We start from the raw sequence: 20,629 nt of genomic DNA, 5'->3' as shown, positions 1-20,629 counted from the left end.
ATGAACCGTATGACCTGCATCATTATCTGCTGCATTACCTGCTGATTTATCAAGCGGGCCGGTTTCTTTCGTTTTCATCCCTGAGACAAGTTGCTAAGCCCGCGCCAACGCGACACGCTTTGTTGTTCTTAGGAGCCGACTGATGACGACGATCAAACTGCACAACACCCGGACGCGGACGAAAGAGGATTTCGTTCCGATCGATCCTGAAAACGTGCGGATGTATGTCTGTGGTCCAACGGTTTATGATCGCGCCCATCTGGGTAACGCGCGGCCCGTGGTGGTTTTCGACGTGCTTTATCGGTTGCTGCGCCATGTCTACGGCGCGGATCACGTGACCTATGTACGCAATTTCACCGACGTGGATGATAAGATCAACGCGACCGCGCTGGCACGCCAAAAGGCGGGTGCCAAGGGTACGCTGGAGCAGTTGGTGCAAGAGCGATCGGATGAAACCATCGGCTGGTATCTGCACGACATGGGCGCGTTGGGCGCACTGGAGCCCGATGAGATGCCGCGCGCGACTCAGTACATCGCGCAAATGATTGCGATGATTGAGGATTTGATTGCCAAGGGTCACGCTTACGCGGCCGAAGGGCACGTTCTGTTCGCGGTGGACAGCTGGAAAGAGCAGTACGGTTCGCTGTCCGGTCGATCCGTCGATGACATGATCGCCGGTGCCCGGGTTGAGGTTGCGCCATACAAGCGGAACCCGATGGATTTCGTGCTGTGGAAGCCCTCGACCGATGAGTTGCCGGGGTGGGATTCTCCTTGGGGCCGTGGTCGTCCGGGCTGGCACATCGAATGCTCGGCCATGAGCTATGAGCTGCTGGGCGAAAGCTTTGACATTCATGGTGGCGGCAACGACCTGATGTTCCCGCATCATGAAAACGAGATCGCACAGAGCAAGTGCGCCCACCCGCACGGTGAGTTCGCGCGGGTCTGGCTGCATAACGAGATGTTGCAGGTCGAAGGCAAGAAGATGTCCAAATCTCTGGGCAACTTCTTTACGGTGCACGATCTGCTGGAGCAGGGCGTGCCGGGCGAGGTGATCCGGTTTGTTTTCCTGCAGACCCACTACCGCAAGCCGATGGACTGGACCGAGAAGAAGGCGCGCGAGGCCGAAGCGACGCTACGCAAATGGCGGGCGCTGACAGCGGGCATCGAGCCCGCCGCCAGCGCGGCACCCGCGGTCGTCGCTGCGTTGGGGGACGACCTGAACACAGCGGGCGCCATTGCCGAACTGCACCGTCTGGAGCGACAGATCAGTCGCCAAAAGAACGCATCAAATGAGCCGGTGGATTTGCACGGAGGCTTGCTGTCTAACTTTTTGGCATCGGCACAATTGTTGGGTCTTTTGACGCCTGAAATGGGTGCATGGTCGGACCAAAAGGGAACGATAGATAAATCCTACTTTGCGAAAGAGATTGAGAGTTGGGCCCATCTGCGTTCTCAATTTAAAACGAAAGCTAGAGAGTGGATGAAAAGCGGCGACAAAGAGAAGGGTGGCTTACTGTTTCAGTGGGCAGACAAGATGAGGGACGAAGACTTACCTTACTTTGGGTTCACGTTAAAAGACACAAAGGATGGCTTTGAGTGGGAACTCAGGCCAATGCTGTCGCGAGTTAACGTTATCAGATCCGTTACAGGCGATCTCTCGAATGTGGACGCTGCTAAAGTTCGAAACGATCATTGGGCTGAAACGCTGGAACGCATGAAAAAGCATCGTGAAGGCTATGAAGTTCACTATAAACAGTTGCTTGCGGAAACCTGAACGAGTTTTGCGGATCGCGCCTCATCCTAAGTAAAATTGCCAACAGCCGAATAGCCATAGAGCCAAAACGATGACCAAAGAACGTCTCTACCTCTACGACACCACCCTGCGCGACGGGCAGCAGACGCAGGGGGTGCAGTTTTCGACCTCTGAGAAAGTGCAGATCGCGCAGGCGCTGGACGAGCTGGGCGTGGACTATATCGAAGGCGGCTGGCCCGGTGCAAATCCAACGGACAGTGCATTTTTTGATGCTGCACCAAAAACAAAGGCCCGTCTGACCGCCTTTGGGATGACCAAACGGTCGGGCCGGTCGGCTGAGAATGACGATGTTCTGGCGGCAGTGATGAACGCGGGCACGCAGGCGGTGTGTTTGGTGGGCAAATCGCATGATTATCACGTCACCCATGCGCTTGGCATCCCGCTGGAGGAGAATGTCGAGAACGTGCGCGCCTCGGTCGCGCATATCGTGGCACAGGGGCGCGAGGCGCTGTTTGATGCCGAACATTTCTTTGACGGTTACAAGGACAATCCTGCCTATGCGCTTGAGGTTTGTCGCGCCGCGCTGGATGCCGGCGCACGCTGGGTTGTTTTGTGTGACACCAATGGCGGGGCCTTGCCTGCGGAAGTGTCGCGGATTGTGTCCGAACTAATCGCGGCGGGTATGCCGGGGGACCGACTGGGTATCCATACGCATAACGATACGGAAAATGCGGTGGCCTGTTCTTTGGCTGCTGTCGATGCGGGCGCGCGGCAGGTTCAGGGGACTCTCAACGGGTTGGGTGAGCGGTGCGGTAATGCAAACCTGACCTCGTTGATACCGACTTTGTTGCTGAAAGAACCTTATGCGTCCACATTCGACATTGGGGTCAGTGTCGAGGCCTTGGCCGGGCTGACCCGTGTCAGCCGGATGCTGGATGACATTCTGAATCGGGTGCCCAGCAAGCAGTCGGCCTATGTTGGTGCGTCGGCCTTTGCGCATAAATCAGGTCTGCATGCCAGCGCGATCCTAAAGGATCCGACGACCTATGAACATGTCGAGCCCGAATCGGTTGGGAACACGCGGATCATTCCGATGTCGAACCAGGCGGGGCAGTCGAACCTGCGCAAGCGCCTGACTGAGGCTGGTTTGTCGGTCGAGGTCGGTGATCCGGCCCTTGGTCGTATTCTCGAGCGGATCAAGCTGCGCGAGGCAGAAGGGTACTCCTACGACACGGCGCAGGCCAGTTTTGAGTTGCTGGCGCGGGATGAGCTGGGGCAACTGCCACAGTTCTTTGAGGTCAAGCGATACAAAGTCACCGTCGAGCGGCGCAAGAACAAGTACAACAAGATGGTCAGCCTGTCCGAGGCTGTCGTTGTGGTGAAGGTCGATGGCGAAAAGAAGTTGTCGGTCAGCGAGTCGTTGGACGGATCCGGCGGTGACCGCGGTCCGGTGAACGCGCTGGCCAAGGCGCTTGCCAAGGATCTTGGTCAGTATTCGCGCATTCTGGATGATATGCACCTTGTCGACTTCAAGGTGCGCATCACGCAGGGCGGCACCGAGGCTGTGACCCGCGTCATCATCGATAGCGAAGACGGGCAGGGGCGGCGGTGGTCCACTGTTGGCGTCAGCGCGAACATAGTTGATGCCTCGTTCGAAGCGCTGCTGGACGCGATCCAATGGAAGTTGGTGCGTGATTGTGGTCCGCAAACTGCGGTGGCTGAGTGAGCGCGCCATTTGACGAAGACGTCAAGGCCTGTGCCGCACTATTGCATCGGGCGGATCCTGACCGCTTTATGGCGGCCATGGCGGCTCCGGTTCCGGCGCGGGCGGTGTTGTTTCCGATCTATGCGCTCAACATCGAAGTGGCACGCGCACCTTGGGTGACGCAGGAACCGATGATTGCCGAGATGCGCCTGCAATGGTGGCGTGATGCGTTGCAGGAGATTGCCGAAGGTCCAACCGTGCGTCGGCATGAGGTCGTCACACCGCTGTCGCGTGTCTTGTCTCCGCATCTTGCGTCGATGATGGATGAATATGTGGCCGTAAGGCGTTGGGATATATATCGCGACCCATTCGAGGACGAAGATCATTTCGACGCGTACATAAACCACAGCGCAGGTACACTTATGGTGGTCGCGGCACAGGCGCTGGGGTCGGCGGATGAAGAGGTCGTGCGGGACTTTGGCTATGCCGTTGGGGTCGCTAACTGGCTGCGCGCCATCCCGGACCTGGAAGCGCGCGGGCGAATTCCACTGCTGGATGGGACGCCTGCGGGTGTTCAACGATTGGCTGAAAAGGCATATGAGCGGTTGAAACGGGCGCGGACACGGCGGCGCTCGGTGTCGACTAAAGCAGCTGCTGCGCTGCATGCCGGGTGGCAAACCGAATTGGTTCTGAAGCAGGCTATTGTGCGCCCGAACCGGGTTGCTGCTGGAACACTTGGTCCGGGCGAAATCCGTCGCCGCCTGTCATTGATGGCGCAGGCGGCAACGGGACGCTGGTAGTTATTCCCAACCCCCGGCGCTCATTTCGGCAGAGATCTTCAGATCGACCATGTCTGATGTTCCAGGCGCGAACATTCCGACGCCATAGTCACTACGCTAAAGCTGGCCAGCGGCTTCAACGGCCACCCAGTCACCTTTGTAATAGTCAAAGAAACCGGCCAGAGGGTGTGCGCCCATAAAGGTCAGATCGATTTCAAGCGCTGCGGGCTTGGTTTGATCCTTGATCGTCAGGTCGCCGATCATTCGCAGCGTGTTTGCGCCGATTTGCACGGCTGAGGTTGATACGAAACAGATTTCCGGAAAGGTCTCGATGTCAAAGAAGTCACTGCTTTTGAGGTGGTCGTCAAGCGGCCCCCACCCAGTTCCGACATTTGAGGCGTCGATTGTGATATCCGCGCTGGTCGCTGTGCATTTTCCGGATCAAACTCGACAGTGCCGGAAACGCCGGTCCATTCGCCCGATTGTTCGGTGAGTCCCGCATGGTTTTAGTAAAACCGAACTTCCGTGTGGCCGGGATCAAAATGATAGGTTTCTGCAAATGCAGGCGTGGCAAGTGCCAAAGATAGTGCGGTTGCGTGAAGCAGTTTCATGGTGTTTTCCTGATTTGCCAGGTTGATAAATAAACATGCAAATGCATCTAAAGCGGTGAGAAAAGAAAAAGCACAATCCTCGTGGAGGCGTGATGAGCGGATTTGAAGAACGAGAGGCGGCCTGGATCACCCTGAACCAGACACGCACCCGGATCTTTTCCCGGGCAGAGCGTGCCCTGGTGGCTGCCGGATATCCCAGATTGCACTGGTACGATGTGCTGTGGGAGTTGGAGCGTGCCCCCGACGGATTGCGGCCCAAGCAGCTCGAGCAGCAGTTTCTGTTCGATCAGTCCAGCTTTTCCCGGCAAGTTGCGCGAATGGCGGAAGACGGTTTGCTTACGCGGCATTCGGCGGCAGGGGACGGGCGGGGGAAGACGCTGCGGATCACCGACAAAGGACGCAGTCTGAGACGACAAATGTGGGGCATTTATCGCAAGCACATCGACGAAGGTATTGCCGAGGCGCAAAAATCTGGTGCCTTTGCCCCGATAACGCGTCTCGACGACTAGGCGGTCCGGGGTCGCATCGTGAGCCACAAAAGCGCGCCACCTGCTAGTGTCAGCAGTGGCACCATTGCGACGTTTACCGCGGTCCAGCCCTCAACCGGGGAACCGCCCGAGCAGTTCATCAGCCCGCCCGAAGCCAGTGAGGCAAAGGTCACGCCGCCAAACACCAGCAGGTCGTTAAGCCCCTGCATACGTCCACGTTCGCTGACGTCGTGGGATTCAGCCAGCATGGTTGTCGCGCCAATGAAGCCAAAGTTCCAACCGATCCCCAACAAGATCAGCGCAACAAAGAAGTTGCCCAGTTCAACCCCCTGCAATGCGACCGTTCCGGCAGCGGCAAGAATAAGCAGGCCCAATGCCACGATCTTTTCGACGCCAAAGCGGGCGATCAGCTGACCGGTGAAAAAGCTGGGGATGTACATTGCCAACACGTGGCTGGTGACGACATCAGCGGCGTCATTGGCGCTGAACCCGCAACCCACGACGGCCAGTGGCGTCGAGGTCATGACAAGGTTCATCAGCGCATAGGATACCATGGCGCAGATGATCGCAACCGCTATGCGCGGCGTCTTCAACAACTCGATCCGGGACCGGCCCTTTGGCGCGTCAGCCGCGGGTTTGGGTGGGGTCGGGATGTCGAGGAAGAAGAACAGGGCCGAACCAATGATGTTCACCGCGATCACAGAAATGTATGTGCCGAGGAACGGGATGACATAAGCCGTAGACGTCAGCTTGACGATCTGCGGGCCGATAATGGCTGCTGCCAGCCCGCCTGCCATGACATAGGAAATCGCCTTGGGACGGAAGGCGTCAGAGGCGGTATCCGCGGCGGCAAAGCGGTAGAAACCATGCGCGCTCATGTAGATGCCAGTCAGTAGGCTGCCAGCCAGAAACACCGGGAATGACCCCAGAAACAAGCCGTATGCGCCGACAAGCCCACCGCAAGCCCCGGCGGTTGCCCCAACCAGAAACCCTGCGCGGCGTCCCCAGCGTTGCATGATGGCCGAGATCGGTGTGGCGGCCAGCATCGATCCAAGGACGATCAGGGATATGGGCAGCGTCGCGAGGCAGGCGTTGGTTGCCAGCGACTGCCCGGCCAGTCCCCCAACGATGAAAATCATCGGCATCTGTGCGCCAAGCAAGGCCTGCGCGGCCACCAAAACCGCGACATTGCGTTTGGCCTGACTGTTGTCCGGGGTTGTGGCGGTCATCGTCATGCGCACATGCGTATCGGCGAAAACGATTGTGCACAAGCGGGTTGCATCTGCGGCAAAGCGGCCTAACGTGCACTCGAACAGTGAGGCCGGAGGGCACATGTCCGTTGGACGGATCATCGAAACACCCGACTGCGTGACGGAAGGGGCAGCCTGGCTGGCCGAAAGCTGCCCGCGGATGGCTTATGCGATGGATCAGACCGGGCCGTTGCCTCTGCGCAGGCGTCCGGACGGGTTCGCCCAATTGCTGAGCGCGATTGTCAGCCAGCAGGTCAGCGTGGCTTCGGCCAATGCTATCTGGAAACGGCTGAAGGACGCGAAACTGACGGGTCCGCGTAAGATCATGTGGGCTACAGATGACGACTTGCGTGCGGTTGGGTTGAGCCGGCAGAAGATCCGATATGCGCAGGCTCTGGCCGAGGCGCGCATTGATTACAAAGCCTTGCGGGGTGCCTCCAACGACGAGGTGGTGGCGATCCTGACAGAGGTGCCGGGTATCGGTGTCTGGACAGCAGAGATCTATGCCATGTTCTCGCTAGGCCGCGCCGATGTGATCGCACCCGGCGATCTGGCGCTGCAAGAAGCGGCGCGAATCCTCTACGACCTGCCCAACCGACCAACCGATAAGGAATTGCGCCAGATGGCCGAAGCATGGTCGCCCTGGCGGTCGGTTGCGGCCCGCGTGTTGTGGGCCTATTACCGGGTGGCAAAAGAACGAGAGGGTATCAGATGACACGGGTTTTGAATGCGCTCCGGAAAGAGCCGGTTTCGGGCGACACACGCTCGGTCGTGGTGTTCGTGCATGGTTATGGCGCGAATGGGGCCGATTTGCTGGGGCTGGCCGATCCGCTGGGTGAACATCTGCCCGATACACTTTTCGTGGCGCCTGATGCGCCTGAGCAGATCCCTGGAATGCCCAACGGGTTCCAGTGGTTCCCGATCCCGTGGATTGACGGCTCTTCCGAGGAAGAAGCACGTCGCGGCATGGAAATGGCGGTCGAGGATTTCAATGCGTTCCTTGATGCCTTGATGGTGGATGAGGACGTGCTGCCCGAACAGGTGGTTCTGTTTGGCTTTAGCCAGGGCACGATGATGAGCTTGCACGTCGCTCCACGTCGCGAGGATCCGGTGGCCGGGATTGTTGCCTTCTCGGGTCGGTTGCTGGAGCCGGATCTGCTGCCCGACGAAACCGTTAGCCGCATGCCGGTTCTGCTGGTCCACGGAGATATGGACGATGTGGTGCCGCCGCAATCGCTGCCGGAAGCCGCCGAAGCGCTGCAGGCCGCAGATTTCAAAGAAGTTTATGCGCACGTAATGAAGGGCACCGGCCACGGGATCGCTCCCGACGGCCTGAGCGTGGCGCTGGCCTTCATGCGCGACAAACTGAGCCTGTAGAGATGATCGCGGTCCGCCCAATGATGCAAGAAGACGTGGCAGTTGCCTGCCAAATCCTCAATGACATCATCGCAATCGGAGGGACGACCGCGTTTGAAACCCCGTTCTCTGAGGCGTTGTTTGCCCAAGCCTACCTGACCGGCGCAGACCAGATCTGTTGCCACGTTGCCCTGGACGAACAGGGTGAGGTGGCAGGGTTTCAGTGGCTTGGCACCCATGAGGAATTGCCGGATGATTGCGCGGACATCGCCACCTTCTCGCGGCGAGAGCCCGCGCTGAAAGGGGCAGGGCGGGCATTATTCGCTGAAACCTCTACCCGTGCTACCGCACTTGGGTTTCACTCGATCAATGCAACCATACGGGCCGATAACCGCATGGGGTTGAGTTACTACGACAAGATGGGTTTCCGGGATTACTCGGTCGCCTATGGGGTTCCTTTGCGCGACGGCACTCCGGTCGACAGGATTTCCAAGCGGTATGAACTGAAAAAGGACACGGCATGCTGATAGTCACTGGAACGGTCGAAGTGTCGACGAATGGCACCCAGAAAGCCATTGAAGCAGCACAGAAAATGGTTGCTGAAACCGTGAAGGAATCCGGCTGCCTGGTCTACGAATTCAGCCAGATACTCGGACAGTCCAACCGGTTTCGCGTCTATGAAGAATGGCAGGACCAGGCGGCGTTGGAGGCGCATTTCGCAGCCCCGCACATGGCAGAGTTTCAAGCGGTTCTGGGCGAGGTGGGAGTTATCTCAAGCGATATCTACCGGGTCGTCGGTGGTGAGAAGCAGCCCCTGCGCTGAAGGGTCAGGTCCAAAGGTGGCTTTCGGCGAATTCGACGGAATTGCCCGCCGGGTCACGAAGATACAGTGATCGTGCGCCGTTTGGCCAATCAAACTCTGCCTCTATAGGGACGTTCCATTCCAGCAGATGCTTGCGCATTTCGTTGATCTGCACTCGGGTCAATGTCATGCATACGTGACCAGGTCCGCGGGCGCCATGTGGAGGGACGGGCAGGTCCGGATTACCCGGTGGTTTTTCTGTCTCATCTGCGTTGAATAACAGTAGAACCGATCCGCCCACGCGGAAAAACACGTGTCGGTTCGCGACGCGTTGAACGCGCTCCAACGCTAGAATTTCACCATAGAACCGTTCGGCCGCGTCCAGATCATCGACGTAAAGCGCGGCCTCAAGAATACCCTCTGGCGGCGGAGTGCTTCGGGTGACTTTCATGCCTTAAGCCTATCACAAAAGGACGTTTTTGTCACCTGCGCGGGCGGCGGTCCCGTTTGCGTTGTGGTGCAGTTTCCAAGGCAGGGGCCGGAAGGCTGTCCCAGTGGCCGGGCTCTAGCCCGTCCAGCGTCCAGTCCCCGATCCGGGCGCGGATCAGGCGTAAGGTGGGATAACCGATAGCTGCAGTCATGCGCCTGACCTGCCGGTTACGGCCTTCGCGCAGGGTCAATTCGATCCAGCAATCCGGGACGGTTTGACGGACCCGGATCGGAGGGTTTCGTGGCCACAGGCCCTCAGGCTCGTCCATCAACCGGGCCTTGGCCGGCCGTGTTTTCCCATCCTTCAGATCGACCCCGTCGCGCAGCGCTTTCAGGGCGGCCGCATCGGGCAGACCTTCGACCTGAACCCAATAGGTTTTGGGCATCTTGTGCTTTGGGTCTGATATTTGGGCCTGCAACCGGCCATTGTCGGTCAGCAACATCAGGCCTTCGCTGTCGCGATCCAATCGGCCCGCCGGATAGACACCGGGCAGATCAATGAAATCCGACAAAGTGCTGCGCGGCGAATCGGCGTTTGCACGGTCGGTAAACTGCGGCAACACGTCGAACGGCTTATTGAATCGTATGAACCAGCTCATGATCTCGCCATAGCCTGCCGGACACAGCGAACGCAACCTGTGGATAAGTGTCACGTCTCTGTTACTGACACGGCGTAACCAATCCCCGAGATATTGTGGAAACTCAGGGCTTGTCAGAGTTTTAACACGATATATAGTTAAGTTAAGGCCGGGGCGGGTGTTCCCCGCTCTGATGTCAAAAACGGGCAGAGCAGAGCGAGGAGCGATTCCGATATGGATGGAGATTTCAGGACCGACTTTGTCAGGGAACCCGGTGCGCTAAAGCATCATCCGGCATTGGTTTTGAACGCCGACTATCGCCCCTTGTCTTATTATCCGTTGTCCCTGTGGCCCTGGCAAGAAGCGATCAAGGCGGCTTGGCTGGACAGGGTGGACATCGTGGCCGAGTATGACGAGGTCGTCCGAAGCCCGAGTACCGAGATCCGAATACCGTCGGTCGTTGTCCTTAAAGACTATGTAAAACCTAGAAAGCGCGTGGCCTTCACGCGCTTTAATTTATTTCTGAGGGACGAATTCCGCTGCCAGTACTGCGGCAGTCGCGGCGAGCTGACCTTTGATCATGTTGTCCCACGCGCGGCAGGTGGTGTGACCAGTTGGCAGAACGTGGTGGCGGCCTGTAGCCCCTGCAATCTGCGCAAGGGATCGAAATCGTTGCGACAGGCAGGCATGACATTGCGCAAGCCACCGCGCCAGCCCGATGCCGAGGCTTTGCGGAACATCGGCCGTAAGTTTCCGCCAAACCACCTGCACGATAGCTGGATCGACTTTCTGTATTGGGATGCAGAACTGGACGAGCTGTAACGCTTATTTTGCACGAAACGCGGCCAGCCAGATCAGAACCAGTCCCGCCGAGAGCAGAGCGTTCCAGCCCGCCATCGACAGGCCGAACATTTCCCATGGAATGTCATCGCAGCGCACAAGAGGCGCGGACATGATCTGATCCATCAATTCCTGCGTCGAAAGCCCGCCTATGTCGCCAGACGTGCAACTGCTGGGACCTTCCCACCATGCCTGCTCGACACCTGCGTGATAAATGCCAATTCCCGCGGTCACCATTGCAGCAACCGCACCCAAAAGCGGAAAGGGTCGAATTCCAGGAAACGCGAAGGCCAAAACGCCAATCAAAATGGCTGCGCCATGTGGATAGCGTTGCCAGATGCACATCTTGCACGGGGCCATTCCGCCCAGATACTGAAACGCCCAAGCACCCAGCAAAAGTGCTGCAGAGCCGCCAGCGGCAACCAGGATCAATAGTCTTTTGCGCGTCATAGGTATCTCACCGCCAGAAAACCGCCGAACAGAAGGACAACGAACAGGGTGAACATAAGACCCAATCGCTTTTCGATGAAGTTGCGAATGGGTTCTCCGAACCCCCACAGCAGGCCAGCGACCACAAAGAACCTGAGCGCGCGTGCCAGTATCGACGTAGCGATGAATGTGCCCAGCGGCATGCCGGTCCAACCGGACATGATGGTGATGACCTTATAGGGAAAGGGCGTAATGCCTGCGCCCAACACGGCCCAGAATCCGAAGTCATTGAACCGGGTGTTGAACTCTTCCATCGCGTGCGCCTTGCCCATCGATTCAAGGATGGGTTGACCGATGCTTTCATAGAAGAACGCGCCGATGGCATATCCCAGCATGCCCCCCAGCACAGACGCCACCAGGGCGACCGTTGCGATCAACCATGCGCGTGACGGGCGCGCAAGGATCATGGGAATCATCAGCACATCCGGGGGAATCGGAAAGAATGAGCTTTCAACGAACGCCACAACAGCCAACGCCCAAAGGGCGTGCGGATGTTCGGCCAGACGAATGGTCCAGTCATAAAGCGATCGCAACATAAGGTACTAATATCCCGTTCTCTTGTTGGCCAAGCCAAACCATGCGCCTGATGGGGCGTCAACCGTACCCGGAGAAAACAAACTGAATATCGGTTGTTTTTTGCCTCTGGACCTTCCCGATTTTGAACGCTAATCCAGTGTTCGTGGCCCAAGTGGCGGAATGGTAGACGCAGGGGATTCAAAATCCCCCGGTAGTGATACCGTGCCGGTTCGAGTCCGGCCTTGGGTACCAAGGTAAAAACAGAGGGTTAGGGGAACCTGCTCTCTGTTTTTTCTTTTTGGGCGATTTGATTGCTTACAACTTTGTTGTGCAGGGCAGGAAACCGCGTGTTTGGAAAGCGGGACAGCTGATTTTTCGGTCGGCGGATGTCGATCTGGACAATTCCGCCCTGTTGAAGGGGGAAACTTTCGGAAATCTCCTCACATCTGCGGATCGGGGCCATCAGGCCCGTTGCAGGGGTTGACAAGCGGAGTGTCTGAATGAAACGTCGAACATGTTGGGAGACTTCTAAATTTCAGATGCTTGACCCGTTGCAAGACGGGTGCGCTTGCCGTACCGGCAAGGTCCCTGGATGGGACCGCTGATCTGTCTCTCATCCACAATAAGAGTTGGGAGTTCTCAAAAATGAAAAACAGCAGCAAGCTTAGCCTGGGCGCGGTCGTAACCGCTGCTCTTATGGCTCCGGCCGCTTATGCAGAAGAGTTTATCACCATCGGCACCGGCGGTGTGACCGGCGTGTACTATCCGACCGGTGGCGCAATCTGCCGTCTGGTGAACAAAGGCCGCAAAGAGCACGGCGTTCGTTGCTCGGTCGAGTCGACAGGTGGTTCGGTTTACAACATCAACACCATCCGCGAAGGCGAGCTGGAGTTCGGTGTCGCTCAGTCCGACTGGCAGTACCACGCGTTTAACGGCAGCTCGAAATTCGAAGAGGCCGGCCCCTTCGAAGGTCTGCGCGCTGTATTCTCTGTCCACCCCGAGCCGTTCACTGTTGTGGCCCGTGCCGATTCCGGCATCGCCAACTTCGAGGACCTGAAAGGTAAGCGTGTCAACATCGGCAACCCCGGTTCCGGTCAGCGCGGCACCATGGAAGTTCTGCTGGGCGAGATGGGCTGGACCACCGACGATTTCGAACTGGCGACTGAGCTGAAAGCGGCGGAACAGTCCGCAGCCCTGTGCGACAACCAGATCGACGCGATGGTTTACACCGTTGGTCACCCGTCGGGTTCGATCCAGGAAGCGACCACTGCATGTGACTCGGTTCTGGTGAATGTCAGTGGCGATGCGGTTGACAAGCTGGTTGGCGACAACTCGTTCTACCGTACCGCAACCATCCCCGGTGGCATGTACCGTGGTTCGGATGGCGACACCTCGACCTTTGGTGTTGGCGCGACCTTCGTGACCTCGGCGGACGTGTCGGAAGACGCGGTTTATGCGGTTGTAAGCTCGGTCTTCGAAAACTTCGATGACTTCAAAAAGCTGCACCCGGCATTTGCCAACCTCAAGCCCGAAGAGATGATCGCGGACGGCCTGTCGGCTCCTCTGCATCCGGGCGCAGAGAAGTACTACAAAGAAAAAGGCTGGATTCAGTAAACCAGACCTGATGCAGGGTGCCTAACGGCGCCCTGCAACCCAAACCCGAACAAATCGGGTGGTTCAGAAGGCCAAAAAGGCCGCGACGGGGAGACATATTTATGAGTTCCGACACACAATCCAATCGTCCGCTATCCGAAGAAGAGCTACAGGATCTTGTAGCCTCATCCGATGCGGGTGGGCGCAATCCGGTCGGTAATGTCGGAGTTTTTCTGGCCGTTGTGGCCGCGATCTGGTCGATCTTTCAGGTCGTACTGGCTTCGCCTCTGGCAAACTATGTGCTGCCAGGCAGCGTTGTGAACAACGCGCGGCAGTTTCATTTGGCCTTCGCGATGTTTCTGGCCTTCGCAGCCTATCCAGCGCTGAAATCCAGCCCGCGCGACTATATCCCGGTGCAGGATTGGATCATGGGACTGCTGGGCGCGTTTGTCGCGCTCTATGGCTATTTCTTTTACAACAAGATCGTCGATGCGGGCGGTCTTGCGGATGACACGGACAAATGGGTCGCTCTGGTTGGTTTGCTGCTGCTGTTTGAAGCCGCGCGCCGTGCGCTCGGCCCAGCAATGGCGATCATTGCGACGATCTTTTTGGCCTATGTCTTCTTCGGCTCGTCCGACTGGGTGCCAGAGGTTATCCGGTGGAAGGGCGCAAGCCTGAAGAAGGCGATGAGCCACATGTGGATCACCTCTGAGGGCGTGTTCGGCATCGCTTTGGGCGTTTCCACCAAATTCGTGTTCCTGTTCGTCCTGTTCGGCGCGTTGCTCGATAAGGCCGGGGCAGGGAACTACTTCATCAAGATGGCGTTTGGCGCCCTTGGTCATCTGCGTGGTGGACCGGCCAAAGCGGCCGTTGTTGGTTCAGCTGCCACCGGTCTGATCTCGGGCTCGTCCATCGCGAACGTGGTCACCACCGGCACATTCACCATCCCGCTGATGAAGCGTGTTGGGTTCAGCAGTGAACAGGCGGGCTCGGTCGAGGTTGCCTCATCGGTAAACGGCCAGATCATGCCGCCGGTGATGGGCGCTGCGGCCTTCCTGATGGTGGAATATGTGGGCATTTCTTACGTCGAAGTGATCACCCACGCCTTCCTGCCTGCGGCGATTTCTTACATCGCGCTGGTCTATATCGTGCACCTTGAAGCCGTGAAGCGGAACATGCCCACGCTGGGTGATCGCGACGTGCATCTGGCGCGGACCGTCATCGGGATGTTGTCCTTCTTCGTTATGTTTGCCGGGCTCTGCTATGGCTCGCAATTCCCGGTCGAAGCGGTGACAAATTGGGTGCCGTCGATGGCGGGTCTTGTCCTTAGCTTGATTGTCTGCGCGGTCTATGTGGTACTGCTGAAACTGGCGGCCACCGTGCCGGACCTTGAACCGGACGATCCGAACGCCAAAGAAGTCACTTTGCCGGTCATTGCGGACATCTACAAAGCCGGTCTGCACTATCTGTTGCCGATCATCGTTCTGGTCTACTTCCTGATGATCGAACAGAAGTCGCCCGGTCTGTCGGCTTTCTGGGCTACGGCGCTGCTGTTCGTGATCCTGCTGACGCAGAAACCGCTTAAGGCGATCTTCCGTGGGCAGAGCAATGTGTACAACACATTCATCGATGGTGTCGCTGATCTGTGGCAGGGCATGATCGACGGGGCGCGGAACATGATCGGTATCGCACTTGCCACGGCAACTGCAGGCGTGATCGTGGGCACCGTGACATTGACTGGTGTTGGACAGGTGATGGCCGATCTGGTCGAGTTCCTGTCGGGCGGCAACCTGATCCTGATGCTGGTTATGGTTGGCCTTCTCAGCCTGATACTGGGCATGGGCCTGCCGACGACGGCGAACTATATCGTCGTTAGCTCGCTGATGGCCGGTGTGGTTGTGGAACTGGGCGCGCAAAGCGGCCTGATCGTTCCGTTGATCGCGGTCCACCTGTTTGTGTTCTACTTCGGCATCATGGCGGACGTCACACCGCCTGTGGGTCTGGCGAGTTTTGCGGCGGCCGCTGTGTCGGGGGGCGACGCGATCAAGACGGGGTTCACAGCCTTCTTCTACTCGCTGCGCACCGTAGCGCTTCCTTTCGTGTTCATCTTCAACACCGACCTGCTGCTGATCGATGTTACGTGGATCGAGGGGATAACGGTGGCGATATTCGCAACGATAGCCATCCTTGTCTTCACCGCAGGTACTATGGGGTACTTCCTGACCCGCAGCCGCATCTATGAAAGCATTGCACTGATCCTGGTGGCCTTCGCGCTGTTCAGGCCTGACTTCTTCATGAACCGCATCTCTCCACCGTTTACCTCGGTCGAGCCGGCGGCGTTCGTGGAAACCATTGGAAACACCCCTCCGGGTACCGAAGTGCGGATGGTCATAAGCGGGCCGGACTTTGACACGCTTGAAATGACGGACACGACCGTTGTCGTACCCGTCGGCAGCGAAGAGGGTGGCGAGGCACGTGTAGACGCGATGGGCCTTCTGCTGATTGAAGAAGACGGTCTTGTAAAACTGGAAGAGCCATTGTTTGGGACACCGGTCGCGGATGACCTGGATATCTTCGACTACTACGGAGATGAGGCCGTGCGCCTGACTTCGGTCAGCTTGCCATCCAGCCAGCCGCCAAAACAGCTGATCTATATTCCGGCAATGCTCTTGCTGGGCCTGATCGCTTTCCTTCAGCGCGGCCGTGCCGCCAGACAAGAGGTGACCGCATGACAAACGCTGTTCTCTGTGCCGTCGATATCAGCAACGGCGATCTTGATACGCATGTCCTGAAGAAAGCGGCCGCTCTGGCCGATCAGGAAGGCGCGCAGCTGGATGTCGTCACCGTCCTGCCGGACTTCGGAGAAAGCTGGGTCTCTGGCTTTTTCGAAAGCGATTTTCACGACAAGGCATTGGAAAAAGCGCATTCTCAATTGGCCGAGATGTGCGTCTCGGCTCTTGGGGCGGATCGGAACGAAAAGATTCGTCATGTGGTTGCGACTGGCACGGCTTATCAAGAGATATTGAAAACCGCAGAAGGCGCCGACAGCGATCTGATTGTGATCGGCGCGCACAAACCGGACTTCAAAGACTATCTGCTGGGGCCGAATGCGGCACGGGTCGTGCGGCATTCGAACGTCTCTGTTTACGTGGTCCGCTAGGGCGAACGAACGGATCAGTACCCGGTCATTTCAAGATATCCCCGTCCGGAATGGCTGCCGCTGATCTGGACGGGACCTTCCCAGTATTCAAACCGGGTGGCCATCCAGGCGTCGGCTGTCAGCGCCGATACTTCGACGTCCAAATCCCGGTCGGGCAATGTGACGCGCCATCGGACAGGTACTTCACGGCCAGCGACGGGCGTGGTCGTCAGCGGCTCGAATGCTACAGAGCCGTCGGGGATTGCGGTTGTCGTACCGTCGGCGGCGATCCAGGTGGCAGCAGTGAAATCACTACGTTCACCGCGCAGGCGAAAGGCCATCATCTTGTCGCCATCGTTAAAGCTGAGTGAAAACCAGTCCCAGCCGCTTTGATCTGCGGCCAAGGGCTGGGACGACCATTCACGATCCAGCCACCCTTGTCCGGTGACGGCGACCTTTCCACCCGGCAGGCGCAAGTCGCCTTCGACTTCGTAAAATGGCTGGGAATAGTAGTAACTGGCCTGTCCGTCTGCGGATTTGACCGAATACCCGTTCTGGCCATGAAATACGAGCGGTCCCTTGGCCGTGAGTTTGAGGTCGTAGCCGAACTCCGCGCCGTTTGCTGAAAGGCTGACCGTGTTCAGGTCGGGGCCGCGTATGTGCCATTCGTCGATCCAGGCCTCGAATGGCTTAGCCGTAACCCCAGCCTGACCAATGCCACCGCGCGAAAGGCGTTCCGCGAAATAGTGTTTTTTGGGAGTGGTCACTGCAGCATGGCCCATCCAGATCTGCGGGCTTTGCCACCCTTCGGCCTCATGTGGTTTCAGCGCTGATCGGAACAGGGTCCACTGGATGCCATAGTCGCGCCCATCCTCACCTTTGAGGTTGGCCGTCAGATACCACCACTCGATTCGGTAGTCCGAGTGGGGGCCGTGATCCTGCGGGAATTGAAACGTGTAACCGGGCTGCGGCACAGTGAACCCTTCCGCCGAGCCGCCCAAGCCTGCGTAACCCTGCGCCCGGCCAAAGCCCGGCAAGGCCAGCAACAAAACGATCAGCCAGATCCTAACGTTCATTGGCAAACACCCTCAGTAAATCCGCCGGCGGCAGGCGCAGCAGACGGGCGGCCGGCAGTGCTGCTGCTATGAAAGCTGCAAGCAGGGTCAGACCAAACAGATAAGCCCAATCCGCCGGGAACAGGTACATCGGCAGCCGCCAGCCGAATGCTTCGACATTGATGACGGCCAACAACGCCCAGGCCAAGGCCAACCCCAGCGGCAATGCAAGCAGAGCTGTTAGTACGGCCAGCAATACGCTGCGCAGAACCTCCAGCCGCGCCAGCTCCGCACGGGTCAACCCAAGTGCCCAGACTGGCGCAATCTGTGGCAGGCGCTGCGTCCACAGCGTCAGCAAGCTGGTCAGAATGGCGAACCCCGCAACCCCCAGCGTGAGGATGTTCAAGGCCGAGGTCACAACGAATGTCTTTTCGAACACTTGCATGGATTGCGCTTTCATTGCGGCCTGCTGAACAACTGCACGGCGAGGCAGGTCGAACTGATCACGCAGGGCCTGGGCCAGATCCGTTGCGCGATCGGGCGCAACCCGAACGCCGAACCGGCGCGTCTCAGCCCCGGGCGCAATCTGATCCAGTTGGGCCATGGAAACGATGGCCTGACCGGTTGGATTACCATAATCGGAATAGACTCCCGCTATGGTCAACGTGTCAGTGGGTGTGATCGCCAGAGAATCTCCGGGCCATAGATTTTCCCGACGGGCGAGCTGTTCGTTGATCAGCACAGCGGTGCCGTCGTGGACCCGGTCCCAGACCCGGTCCGAAGAACTGATCAACGGCCATTTCTCACGATAGGTCTGATCGTCAATGATGCCATAAAGGAACAAAGGCCCCGACGAATGCGCCAACTCTACACTCCGGATCGGCAGGATGGCATCCACCTTGGGGGCCAACCACTTCGCGATTTCCTGGCCTTGCTGATCGTAGGCGGCCGTGATGTAGACCTCGGATGTCAGGCGCTGGTCCAGCCAACCGGTAAAGGTTAGCCGAAAACTGGAAACCATTGTGCCCACGCCAATATTCGCTGCAAGCGCCAGCAAGAGGGCCATCAACGCCAATGACAGACCCGGCAGCTGCGCGCGCATGTCAGACCAGACCCATTGGGCAATCGGCCCCTTTGCCGAATGCTGAAACAGGATCAGGACGCGCGACAACGCATAGGGCAACACCAAGGCAGAGCCGACCAGCAACCCGGCGACCATGACGAAGCCGGCCACCAACCCTCCGAACAACAGCAGGGTCAGAATGCCTCCGACAATGGCGGCGACACCGGCAAGGGCAACGACCAAGCTGCCGGATGCAGCGCCCCGCCATGCCTGTAAACCTGCACCGCTGAGCACTGGCATTTTCGACAGGCGATACAAGGCCTGCCCACTGGCCAGAAACGTGCCACCTAGCGCCATCGCCAAACCCGACAGCGCCCATTTCGGTTGCAAGGAAATTTGGCCGCTGACCGGTGCGCCGTATAGCCCGCGCAAGGTCGCTGCCACGTCTGGCAACAAGGCACCTGCAAGGAAATAGCCCAGCAGCAGACCTAGTGTCCCGCCGACAATTGCCAGCACGGATAGCTCGGCCATGATCAGCCAGACCATACGTCGCATCGAAACACCTAATGCCCGCAGGGTTCGGATCATGCTGCGCCGTTGGGCGAAAGCCAGCCCCACGGTTCCGTGCACGATGAACAGGCCGACCGCAAAGGACAGCAGGCCAAATGCGGACAGGTTCAGGTGAAAGCTGTCGGTAAGTTGAGCCGTATCTAATTGCGCCTGCGCCGGAATTCGGTCCAGCTCGGGGGCGATTTCCGTCAGCGGTGGGATCACGCCGGGCTGATCCGGCAAAATGATCAGGTGCGAAACCTCTCCCGGTTTTTTCAGCAGAGTCTCTGCAACGCCGATGTCGGTCAGGATCAGGTCGGGGGGCAAGGCGTCGCTGATCAGGACTGGAGGCAACCCGCTTTGACCCGTCAAAAGTGGCTCCAAAGCAGGCGTTGTCAGCAATCGCCCTGGCGCCGTTAACATATCGGCGGGGTTCGGCGGGGTACCTCTTTGTTCCATTTGCGTGATGGCGGGCAGGGCAGGATAGGCCACCATGTCAACGCCAAGGACCCGAACGGTTTGACCCCCGACCCGGATTGGTCCCTCCAGCACGGCGGCAACCTGCCAGCCTGCGCGCCTGAGTTCGACATAACGTGACAGGGGAATCGGACCAGCAGGATCGTGCAGTTCGTCAAACCGACCCAGTGCCAGCTGATCAGCGGCCCGGTCATAGCTGGCGCGTGCCTCGGCATTGATGGCCTGAACCGCTGACCAAAGCCCGGTCGCTAACGCCAATCCGACGAGAAGGGTCGCCAATTGCAGCCGGTGCGTCCGCCAATGAGAGGCCAGCGCCTGGATAACGGCCGCCGTCATACGAGTCGCCCACCGGCCAGATGAACTCGTCGATCCAACCGGACCGCAATATCGTGTGAATGAGTAACCAAGAGCAGCGCAGCGCCAGTATCCGCGACAAGGGCCAACATCAGGTCAAGAACGGCTGCGCTGGCGGTTTCGTCAAGGTTCCCTGTGGGTTCATCGGCCAGCAGCAATTTTGGCCGCGCGGCCATTGCGCGACCGATCGCTACGCGCTGTTGCTGACCGCCTGACAAATTCTCGGGATATCGATCAAGTAGATCGGAAAGGCCCAGTCGTTCGGCCAGATGCGCGCACCAATCTGGATCATGACATCCGGCCAAACGTGCATGAAACGTCAGGTTCTGACCTGTGGTCAAAGACGGGATCAGGTTGAACTGCTGAAACACCAGAGACAAGGATGTGCGGCGCAGGGCGGCTCGCCCCGGATCATCCAGCTGCGACAGGGCTGCTCCGTCCAGTGTGATTTCCCCGCCATCGACTGTGTCCAGCGCTGCGGCAAGGTTAAGCAATGTGCTTTTACCGCTGCCGCTTTCACCGGTCAGAGCCAGCGTTTGACCACGATCCAACGACAAGGACACGTCGCGCAAAACCGGTCGGCCGCCGGGATAAGATTTCTGAACCCTGTCAAATGTCAGCAGCATGTTCGTCCTCATTTTTACAAGGATTTGCAACAGTTTCGTTAACTGTCCAGCGTTGACACGCCATAGGTTCCTTTCGCCGCACTATGCGTAAGGTCGAGCGGGTTGTCTCATCCCGCT

The 20,629-nt window shown here is 58.3% G+C and carries 20 protein-coding genes, 1 tRNA gene and 1 pseudogene; 13 read left to right on the top strand and 9 right to left on the bottom strand.

From position 1 onward, the window contains the following. Positions 1 to 142: 142 nt before the first annotated feature. The 3 genes from cysS (at position 143) to GOW16_RS09070 (ending at position 4,258) form a co-directional block, all read left to right on the top strand. Positions 143 to 1,774, top strand: coding sequence for a cysteine--tRNA ligase (gene cysS, locus GOW16_RS09080; protein ID WP_170413547.1), 1,632 nt, complete (start codon positions 143 to 145; stop codon positions 1,772 to 1,774). Between the two features lie 70 nt (positions 1,775 to 1,844). Continuing rightward, positions 1,845 to 3,479 (top strand): citramalate synthase, encoded by a 1,635-nt coding sequence (gene cimA, locus GOW16_RS09075; RefSeq protein WP_170413544.1) that lies wholly within the window; start codon positions 1,845 to 1,847, stop codon positions 3,477 to 3,479. Beyond that, positions 3,476 to 4,258 carry a squalene/phytoene synthase family protein gene (locus GOW16_RS09070; protein WP_170413542.1) on the top strand — a complete coding sequence of 261 codons (783 nt, stop codon included), beginning with the start codon at positions 3,476 to 3,478 and terminating at the stop codon, positions 4,256 to 4,258. The genes cimA and GOW16_RS09070 overlap by 4 nt, the downstream gene beginning before the upstream one ends. 96 nt (positions 4,259 to 4,354) lie before the next feature. On the opposite strand, the pseudogene GOW16_RS22665 reads toward GOW16_RS09070, so the two are convergent. Beyond that, a pseudogene (locus GOW16_RS22665) lies at positions 4,355 to 4,654 on the bottom strand (YceI family protein); the annotation flags it as partial. 286 nt (positions 4,655 to 4,940) lie between these two features. Between GOW16_RS22665 and GOW16_RS09060 the strand changes: the two are divergent. Further along, positions 4,941 to 5,357 (top strand): MarR family winged helix-turn-helix transcriptional regulator, encoded by a 417-nt coding sequence (locus GOW16_RS09060; protein ID WP_170413539.1) that lies wholly within the window; start codon positions 4,941 to 4,943, stop codon positions 5,355 to 5,357. On the opposite strand, the gene GOW16_RS09055 is transcribed toward GOW16_RS09060, so the two are convergent. After that, positions 5,354 to 6,571, bottom strand: a complete 1,218-nt coding sequence (locus tag GOW16_RS09055) for an MFS transporter (protein ID WP_170414631.1) — start codon at positions 6,569 to 6,571, stop codon at positions 5,354 to 5,356. The genes GOW16_RS09060 and GOW16_RS09055 overlap by 4 nt on opposite strands. Positions 6,572 to 6,668: 97 nt before the next feature. Here GOW16_RS09055 and GOW16_RS09050 point away from each other — a divergent pair, with 97 nt between their 5' ends. Genes GOW16_RS09050 through GOW16_RS09035 form a run of 4 tightly spaced genes read left to right on the top strand, consistent with a single transcriptional unit; the run spans position 6,669 to position 8,765 of the window. Beyond that, positions 6,669 to 7,301, top strand: a complete 633-nt coding sequence (locus tag GOW16_RS09050; RefSeq protein WP_170413536.1) for a DNA-3-methyladenine glycosylase family protein — start codon at positions 6,669 to 6,671, stop codon at positions 7,299 to 7,301. Beyond that, on the top strand, positions 7,298 to 7,963 hold the full coding sequence (locus tag GOW16_RS09045) for an alpha/beta hydrolase (protein WP_170413534.1): 666 nt from the start codon (positions 7,298 to 7,300) through the stop codon (positions 7,961 to 7,963). Before GOW16_RS09050 ends, GOW16_RS09045 begins: the two co-directional genes overlap by 4 nt. 20 nt (positions 7,964 to 7,983) lie before the next feature. After that, positions 7,984 to 8,469 carry a GNAT family N-acetyltransferase gene (locus GOW16_RS09040; RefSeq protein ID WP_254429729.1) on the top strand — a complete coding sequence of 162 codons (486 nt, stop codon included), beginning with the start codon at positions 7,984 to 7,986 and terminating at the stop codon, positions 8,467 to 8,469. Beyond that, entirely contained in the window at positions 8,463 to 8,765 is a 303-nt protein-coding gene (locus GOW16_RS09035) for a putative quinol monooxygenase (protein ID WP_170413530.1), read from the top strand. The genes GOW16_RS09040 and GOW16_RS09035 overlap by 7 nt, the downstream gene beginning before the upstream one ends. 4 nt (positions 8,766 to 8,769) lie before the next feature. Here the strand turns inward: GOW16_RS09035 and GOW16_RS09030 are convergent, their stop codons facing one another. Further along, complete coding sequence (locus GOW16_RS09030; protein WP_170413527.1) at positions 8,770 to 9,195, bottom strand: VOC family protein; 426 nt, start codon at positions 9,193 to 9,195, stop codon at positions 8,770 to 8,772. 31 nt (positions 9,196 to 9,226) lie between these two features. Then, positions 9,227 to 9,832, bottom strand: a complete 606-nt coding sequence (locus GOW16_RS09025; protein WP_170413524.1) for an rRNA large subunit pseudouridine synthase E — start codon at positions 9,830 to 9,832, stop codon at positions 9,227 to 9,229. A 213-nt stretch (positions 9,833 to 10,045) separates the two neighbouring features. On the opposite strand from GOW16_RS09025, the gene GOW16_RS09020 reads away from it, so the two are divergent. Then, positions 10,046 to 10,633 (top strand): HNH endonuclease, encoded by a 588-nt coding sequence (locus GOW16_RS09020; protein WP_170413521.1) that lies wholly within the window; start codon positions 10,046 to 10,048, stop codon positions 10,631 to 10,633. A gap of 3 nt (positions 10,634 to 10,636) precedes the next feature. Here the strand turns inward: GOW16_RS09020 and GOW16_RS09015 are convergent, their stop codons facing one another. Together GOW16_RS09015 and GOW16_RS09010 are read right to left on the bottom strand one after the other, a co-directional pair. Further along, positions 10,637 to 11,101: a disulfide bond formation protein B gene (locus GOW16_RS09015; protein ID WP_170413518.1), complete on the bottom strand. Its 465-nt coding sequence runs from the start codon at positions 11,099 to 11,101 to the stop codon at positions 10,637 to 10,639. Further along, on the bottom strand, positions 11,098 to 11,676 hold the full coding sequence (locus GOW16_RS09010; RefSeq protein ID WP_170413515.1) for a YqaA family protein: 579 nt from the start codon (positions 11,674 to 11,676) through the stop codon (positions 11,098 to 11,100). Before GOW16_RS09010 ends, GOW16_RS09015 begins: the two co-directional genes overlap by 4 nt. Positions 11,677 to 11,822: 146 nt before the next feature. On the opposite strand from GOW16_RS09010, the gene GOW16_RS09005 reads away from it, so the two are divergent. From GOW16_RS09005 to GOW16_RS08990, 4 genes are all read left to right on the top strand, one after another. Next, a tRNA-Leu gene (locus GOW16_RS09005) sits at positions 11,823 to 11,908 on the top strand. A 393-nt stretch (positions 11,909 to 12,301) separates the two neighbouring features. Further along, complete coding sequence (locus tag GOW16_RS09000; protein WP_170413511.1) at positions 12,302 to 13,270, top strand: TAXI family TRAP transporter solute-binding subunit; 969 nt, start codon at positions 12,302 to 12,304, stop codon at positions 13,268 to 13,270. Between the two features lie 101 nt (positions 13,271 to 13,371). Next, a complete protein-coding gene (locus tag GOW16_RS08995; protein ID WP_170413508.1) occupies positions 13,372 to 15,981 on the top strand; it encodes a TRAP transporter permease in 2,610 nt (869 codons plus the stop codon). Further along, complete coding sequence (locus GOW16_RS08990) at positions 15,978 to 16,409, top strand: universal stress protein (RefSeq protein WP_170413503.1); 432 nt, start codon at positions 15,978 to 15,980, stop codon at positions 16,407 to 16,409. The genes GOW16_RS08995 and GOW16_RS08990 overlap by 4 nt, the downstream gene beginning before the upstream one ends. Before the next feature lie 14 nt (positions 16,410 to 16,423). On the opposite strand, the gene GOW16_RS08985 is transcribed toward GOW16_RS08990, so the two are convergent. Genes GOW16_RS08985 through GOW16_RS08975 form a run of 3 tightly spaced genes read right to left on the bottom strand, consistent with a single transcriptional unit; the run spans position 16,424 to position 20,512 of the window. Beyond that, a complete protein-coding gene (locus GOW16_RS08985; protein WP_170413500.1) occupies positions 16,424 to 17,464 on the bottom strand; it encodes a lipocalin-like domain-containing protein in 1,041 nt (346 codons plus the stop codon). Continuing rightward, positions 17,454 to 19,868 (bottom strand): FtsX-like permease family protein, encoded by a 2,415-nt coding sequence (locus tag GOW16_RS08980; RefSeq protein ID WP_170413497.1) that lies wholly within the window; start codon positions 19,866 to 19,868, stop codon positions 17,454 to 17,456. Before GOW16_RS08980 ends, GOW16_RS08985 begins: the two co-directional genes overlap by 11 nt. Further along, positions 19,865 to 20,512, bottom strand: coding sequence for an ABC transporter ATP-binding protein (locus GOW16_RS08975; protein ID WP_170413494.1), 648 nt, complete (start codon positions 20,510 to 20,512; stop codon positions 19,865 to 19,867). Before GOW16_RS08975 ends, GOW16_RS08980 begins: the two co-directional genes overlap by 4 nt. Between the last annotated feature and the right edge of the window lie 117 nt (positions 20,513 to 20,629).

Origin of the sequence: Ruegeria atlantica (assembly GCF_013033965.1) — a bacterium.
Classification (GTDB): Bacteria; Pseudomonadota; Alphaproteobacteria; order Rhodobacterales; family Rhodobacteraceae; genus Ruegeria; species Ruegeria atlantica_D.
This window is presented reverse-complemented; position numbering and strand designations above follow the sequence as displayed.

What these genes read in the sequence shown, in the direction of transcription:
- cysS (WP_170413547.1), top strand. Translation starts at nt 143, where the DNA reads ATGACGACGATCAAACTGCACAACACCCGGACGCGGACGAAAGAGGAT.
- cimA (WP_170413544.1), top strand. Translation starts at nt 1,845, where the DNA reads ATGACCAAAGAACGTCTCTACCTCTACGACACCACCCTGCGCGACGGG.
- GOW16_RS09060 (WP_170413539.1), top strand. Translation starts at nt 4,941, where the DNA reads ATGAGCGGATTTGAAGAACGAGAGGCGGCCTGGATCACCCTGAACCAG.
- GOW16_RS09055 (WP_170414631.1), bottom strand. Translation starts at nt 6,571, where the DNA reads ATGACGATGACCGCCACAACCCCGGACAACAGTCAGGCCAAACGCAAT.
- GOW16_RS09050 (WP_170413536.1), top strand. Translation starts at nt 6,669, where the DNA reads ATGTCCGTTGGACGGATCATCGAAACACCCGACTGCGTGACGGAAGGG.
- GOW16_RS09045 (WP_170413534.1), top strand. Translation starts at nt 7,298, where the DNA reads ATGACACGGGTTTTGAATGCGCTCCGGAAAGAGCCGGTTTCGGGCGAC.
- GOW16_RS09040 (WP_254429729.1), top strand. Translation starts at nt 7,984, where the DNA reads ATGATGCAAGAAGACGTGGCAGTTGCCTGCCAAATCCTCAATGACATC.
- GOW16_RS09035 (WP_170413530.1), top strand. Translation starts at nt 8,463, where the DNA reads ATGCTGATAGTCACTGGAACGGTCGAAGTGTCGACGAATGGCACCCAG.
- GOW16_RS09030 (WP_170413527.1), bottom strand. Translation starts at nt 9,195, where the DNA reads ATGAAAGTCACCCGAAGCACTCCGCCGCCAGAGGGTATTCTTGAGGCC.
- GOW16_RS09025 (WP_170413524.1), bottom strand. Translation starts at nt 9,832, where the DNA reads ATGAGCTGGTTCATACGATTCAATAAGCCGTTCGACGTGTTGCCGCAG.
- GOW16_RS09020 (WP_170413521.1), top strand. Translation starts at nt 10,046, where the DNA reads ATGGATGGAGATTTCAGGACCGACTTTGTCAGGGAACCCGGTGCGCTA.
- GOW16_RS09015 (WP_170413518.1), bottom strand. Translation starts at nt 11,101, where the DNA reads ATGACGCGCAAAAGACTATTGATCCTGGTTGCCGCTGGCGGCTCTGCA.
- GOW16_RS09010 (WP_170413515.1), bottom strand. Translation starts at nt 11,676, where the DNA reads ATGTTGCGATCGCTTTATGACTGGACCATTCGTCTGGCCGAACATCCG.
- GOW16_RS09000 (WP_170413511.1), top strand. Translation starts at nt 12,302, where the DNA reads ATGAAAAACAGCAGCAAGCTTAGCCTGGGCGCGGTCGTAACCGCTGCT.
- GOW16_RS08995 (WP_170413508.1), top strand. Translation starts at nt 13,372, where the DNA reads ATGAGTTCCGACACACAATCCAATCGTCCGCTATCCGAAGAAGAGCTA.
- GOW16_RS08990 (WP_170413503.1), top strand. Translation starts at nt 15,978, where the DNA reads ATGACAAACGCTGTTCTCTGTGCCGTCGATATCAGCAACGGCGATCTT.
- GOW16_RS08985 (WP_170413500.1), bottom strand. Translation starts at nt 17,464, where the DNA reads ATGAACGTTAGGATCTGGCTGATCGTTTTGTTGCTGGCCTTGCCGGGC.
- GOW16_RS08980 (WP_170413497.1), bottom strand. Translation starts at nt 19,868, where the DNA reads ATGACGGCGGCCGTTATCCAGGCGCTGGCCTCTCATTGGCGGACGCAC.
- GOW16_RS08975 (WP_170413494.1), bottom strand. Translation starts at nt 20,512, where the DNA reads ATGCTGCTGACATTTGACAGGGTTCAGAAATCTTATCCCGGCGGCCGA.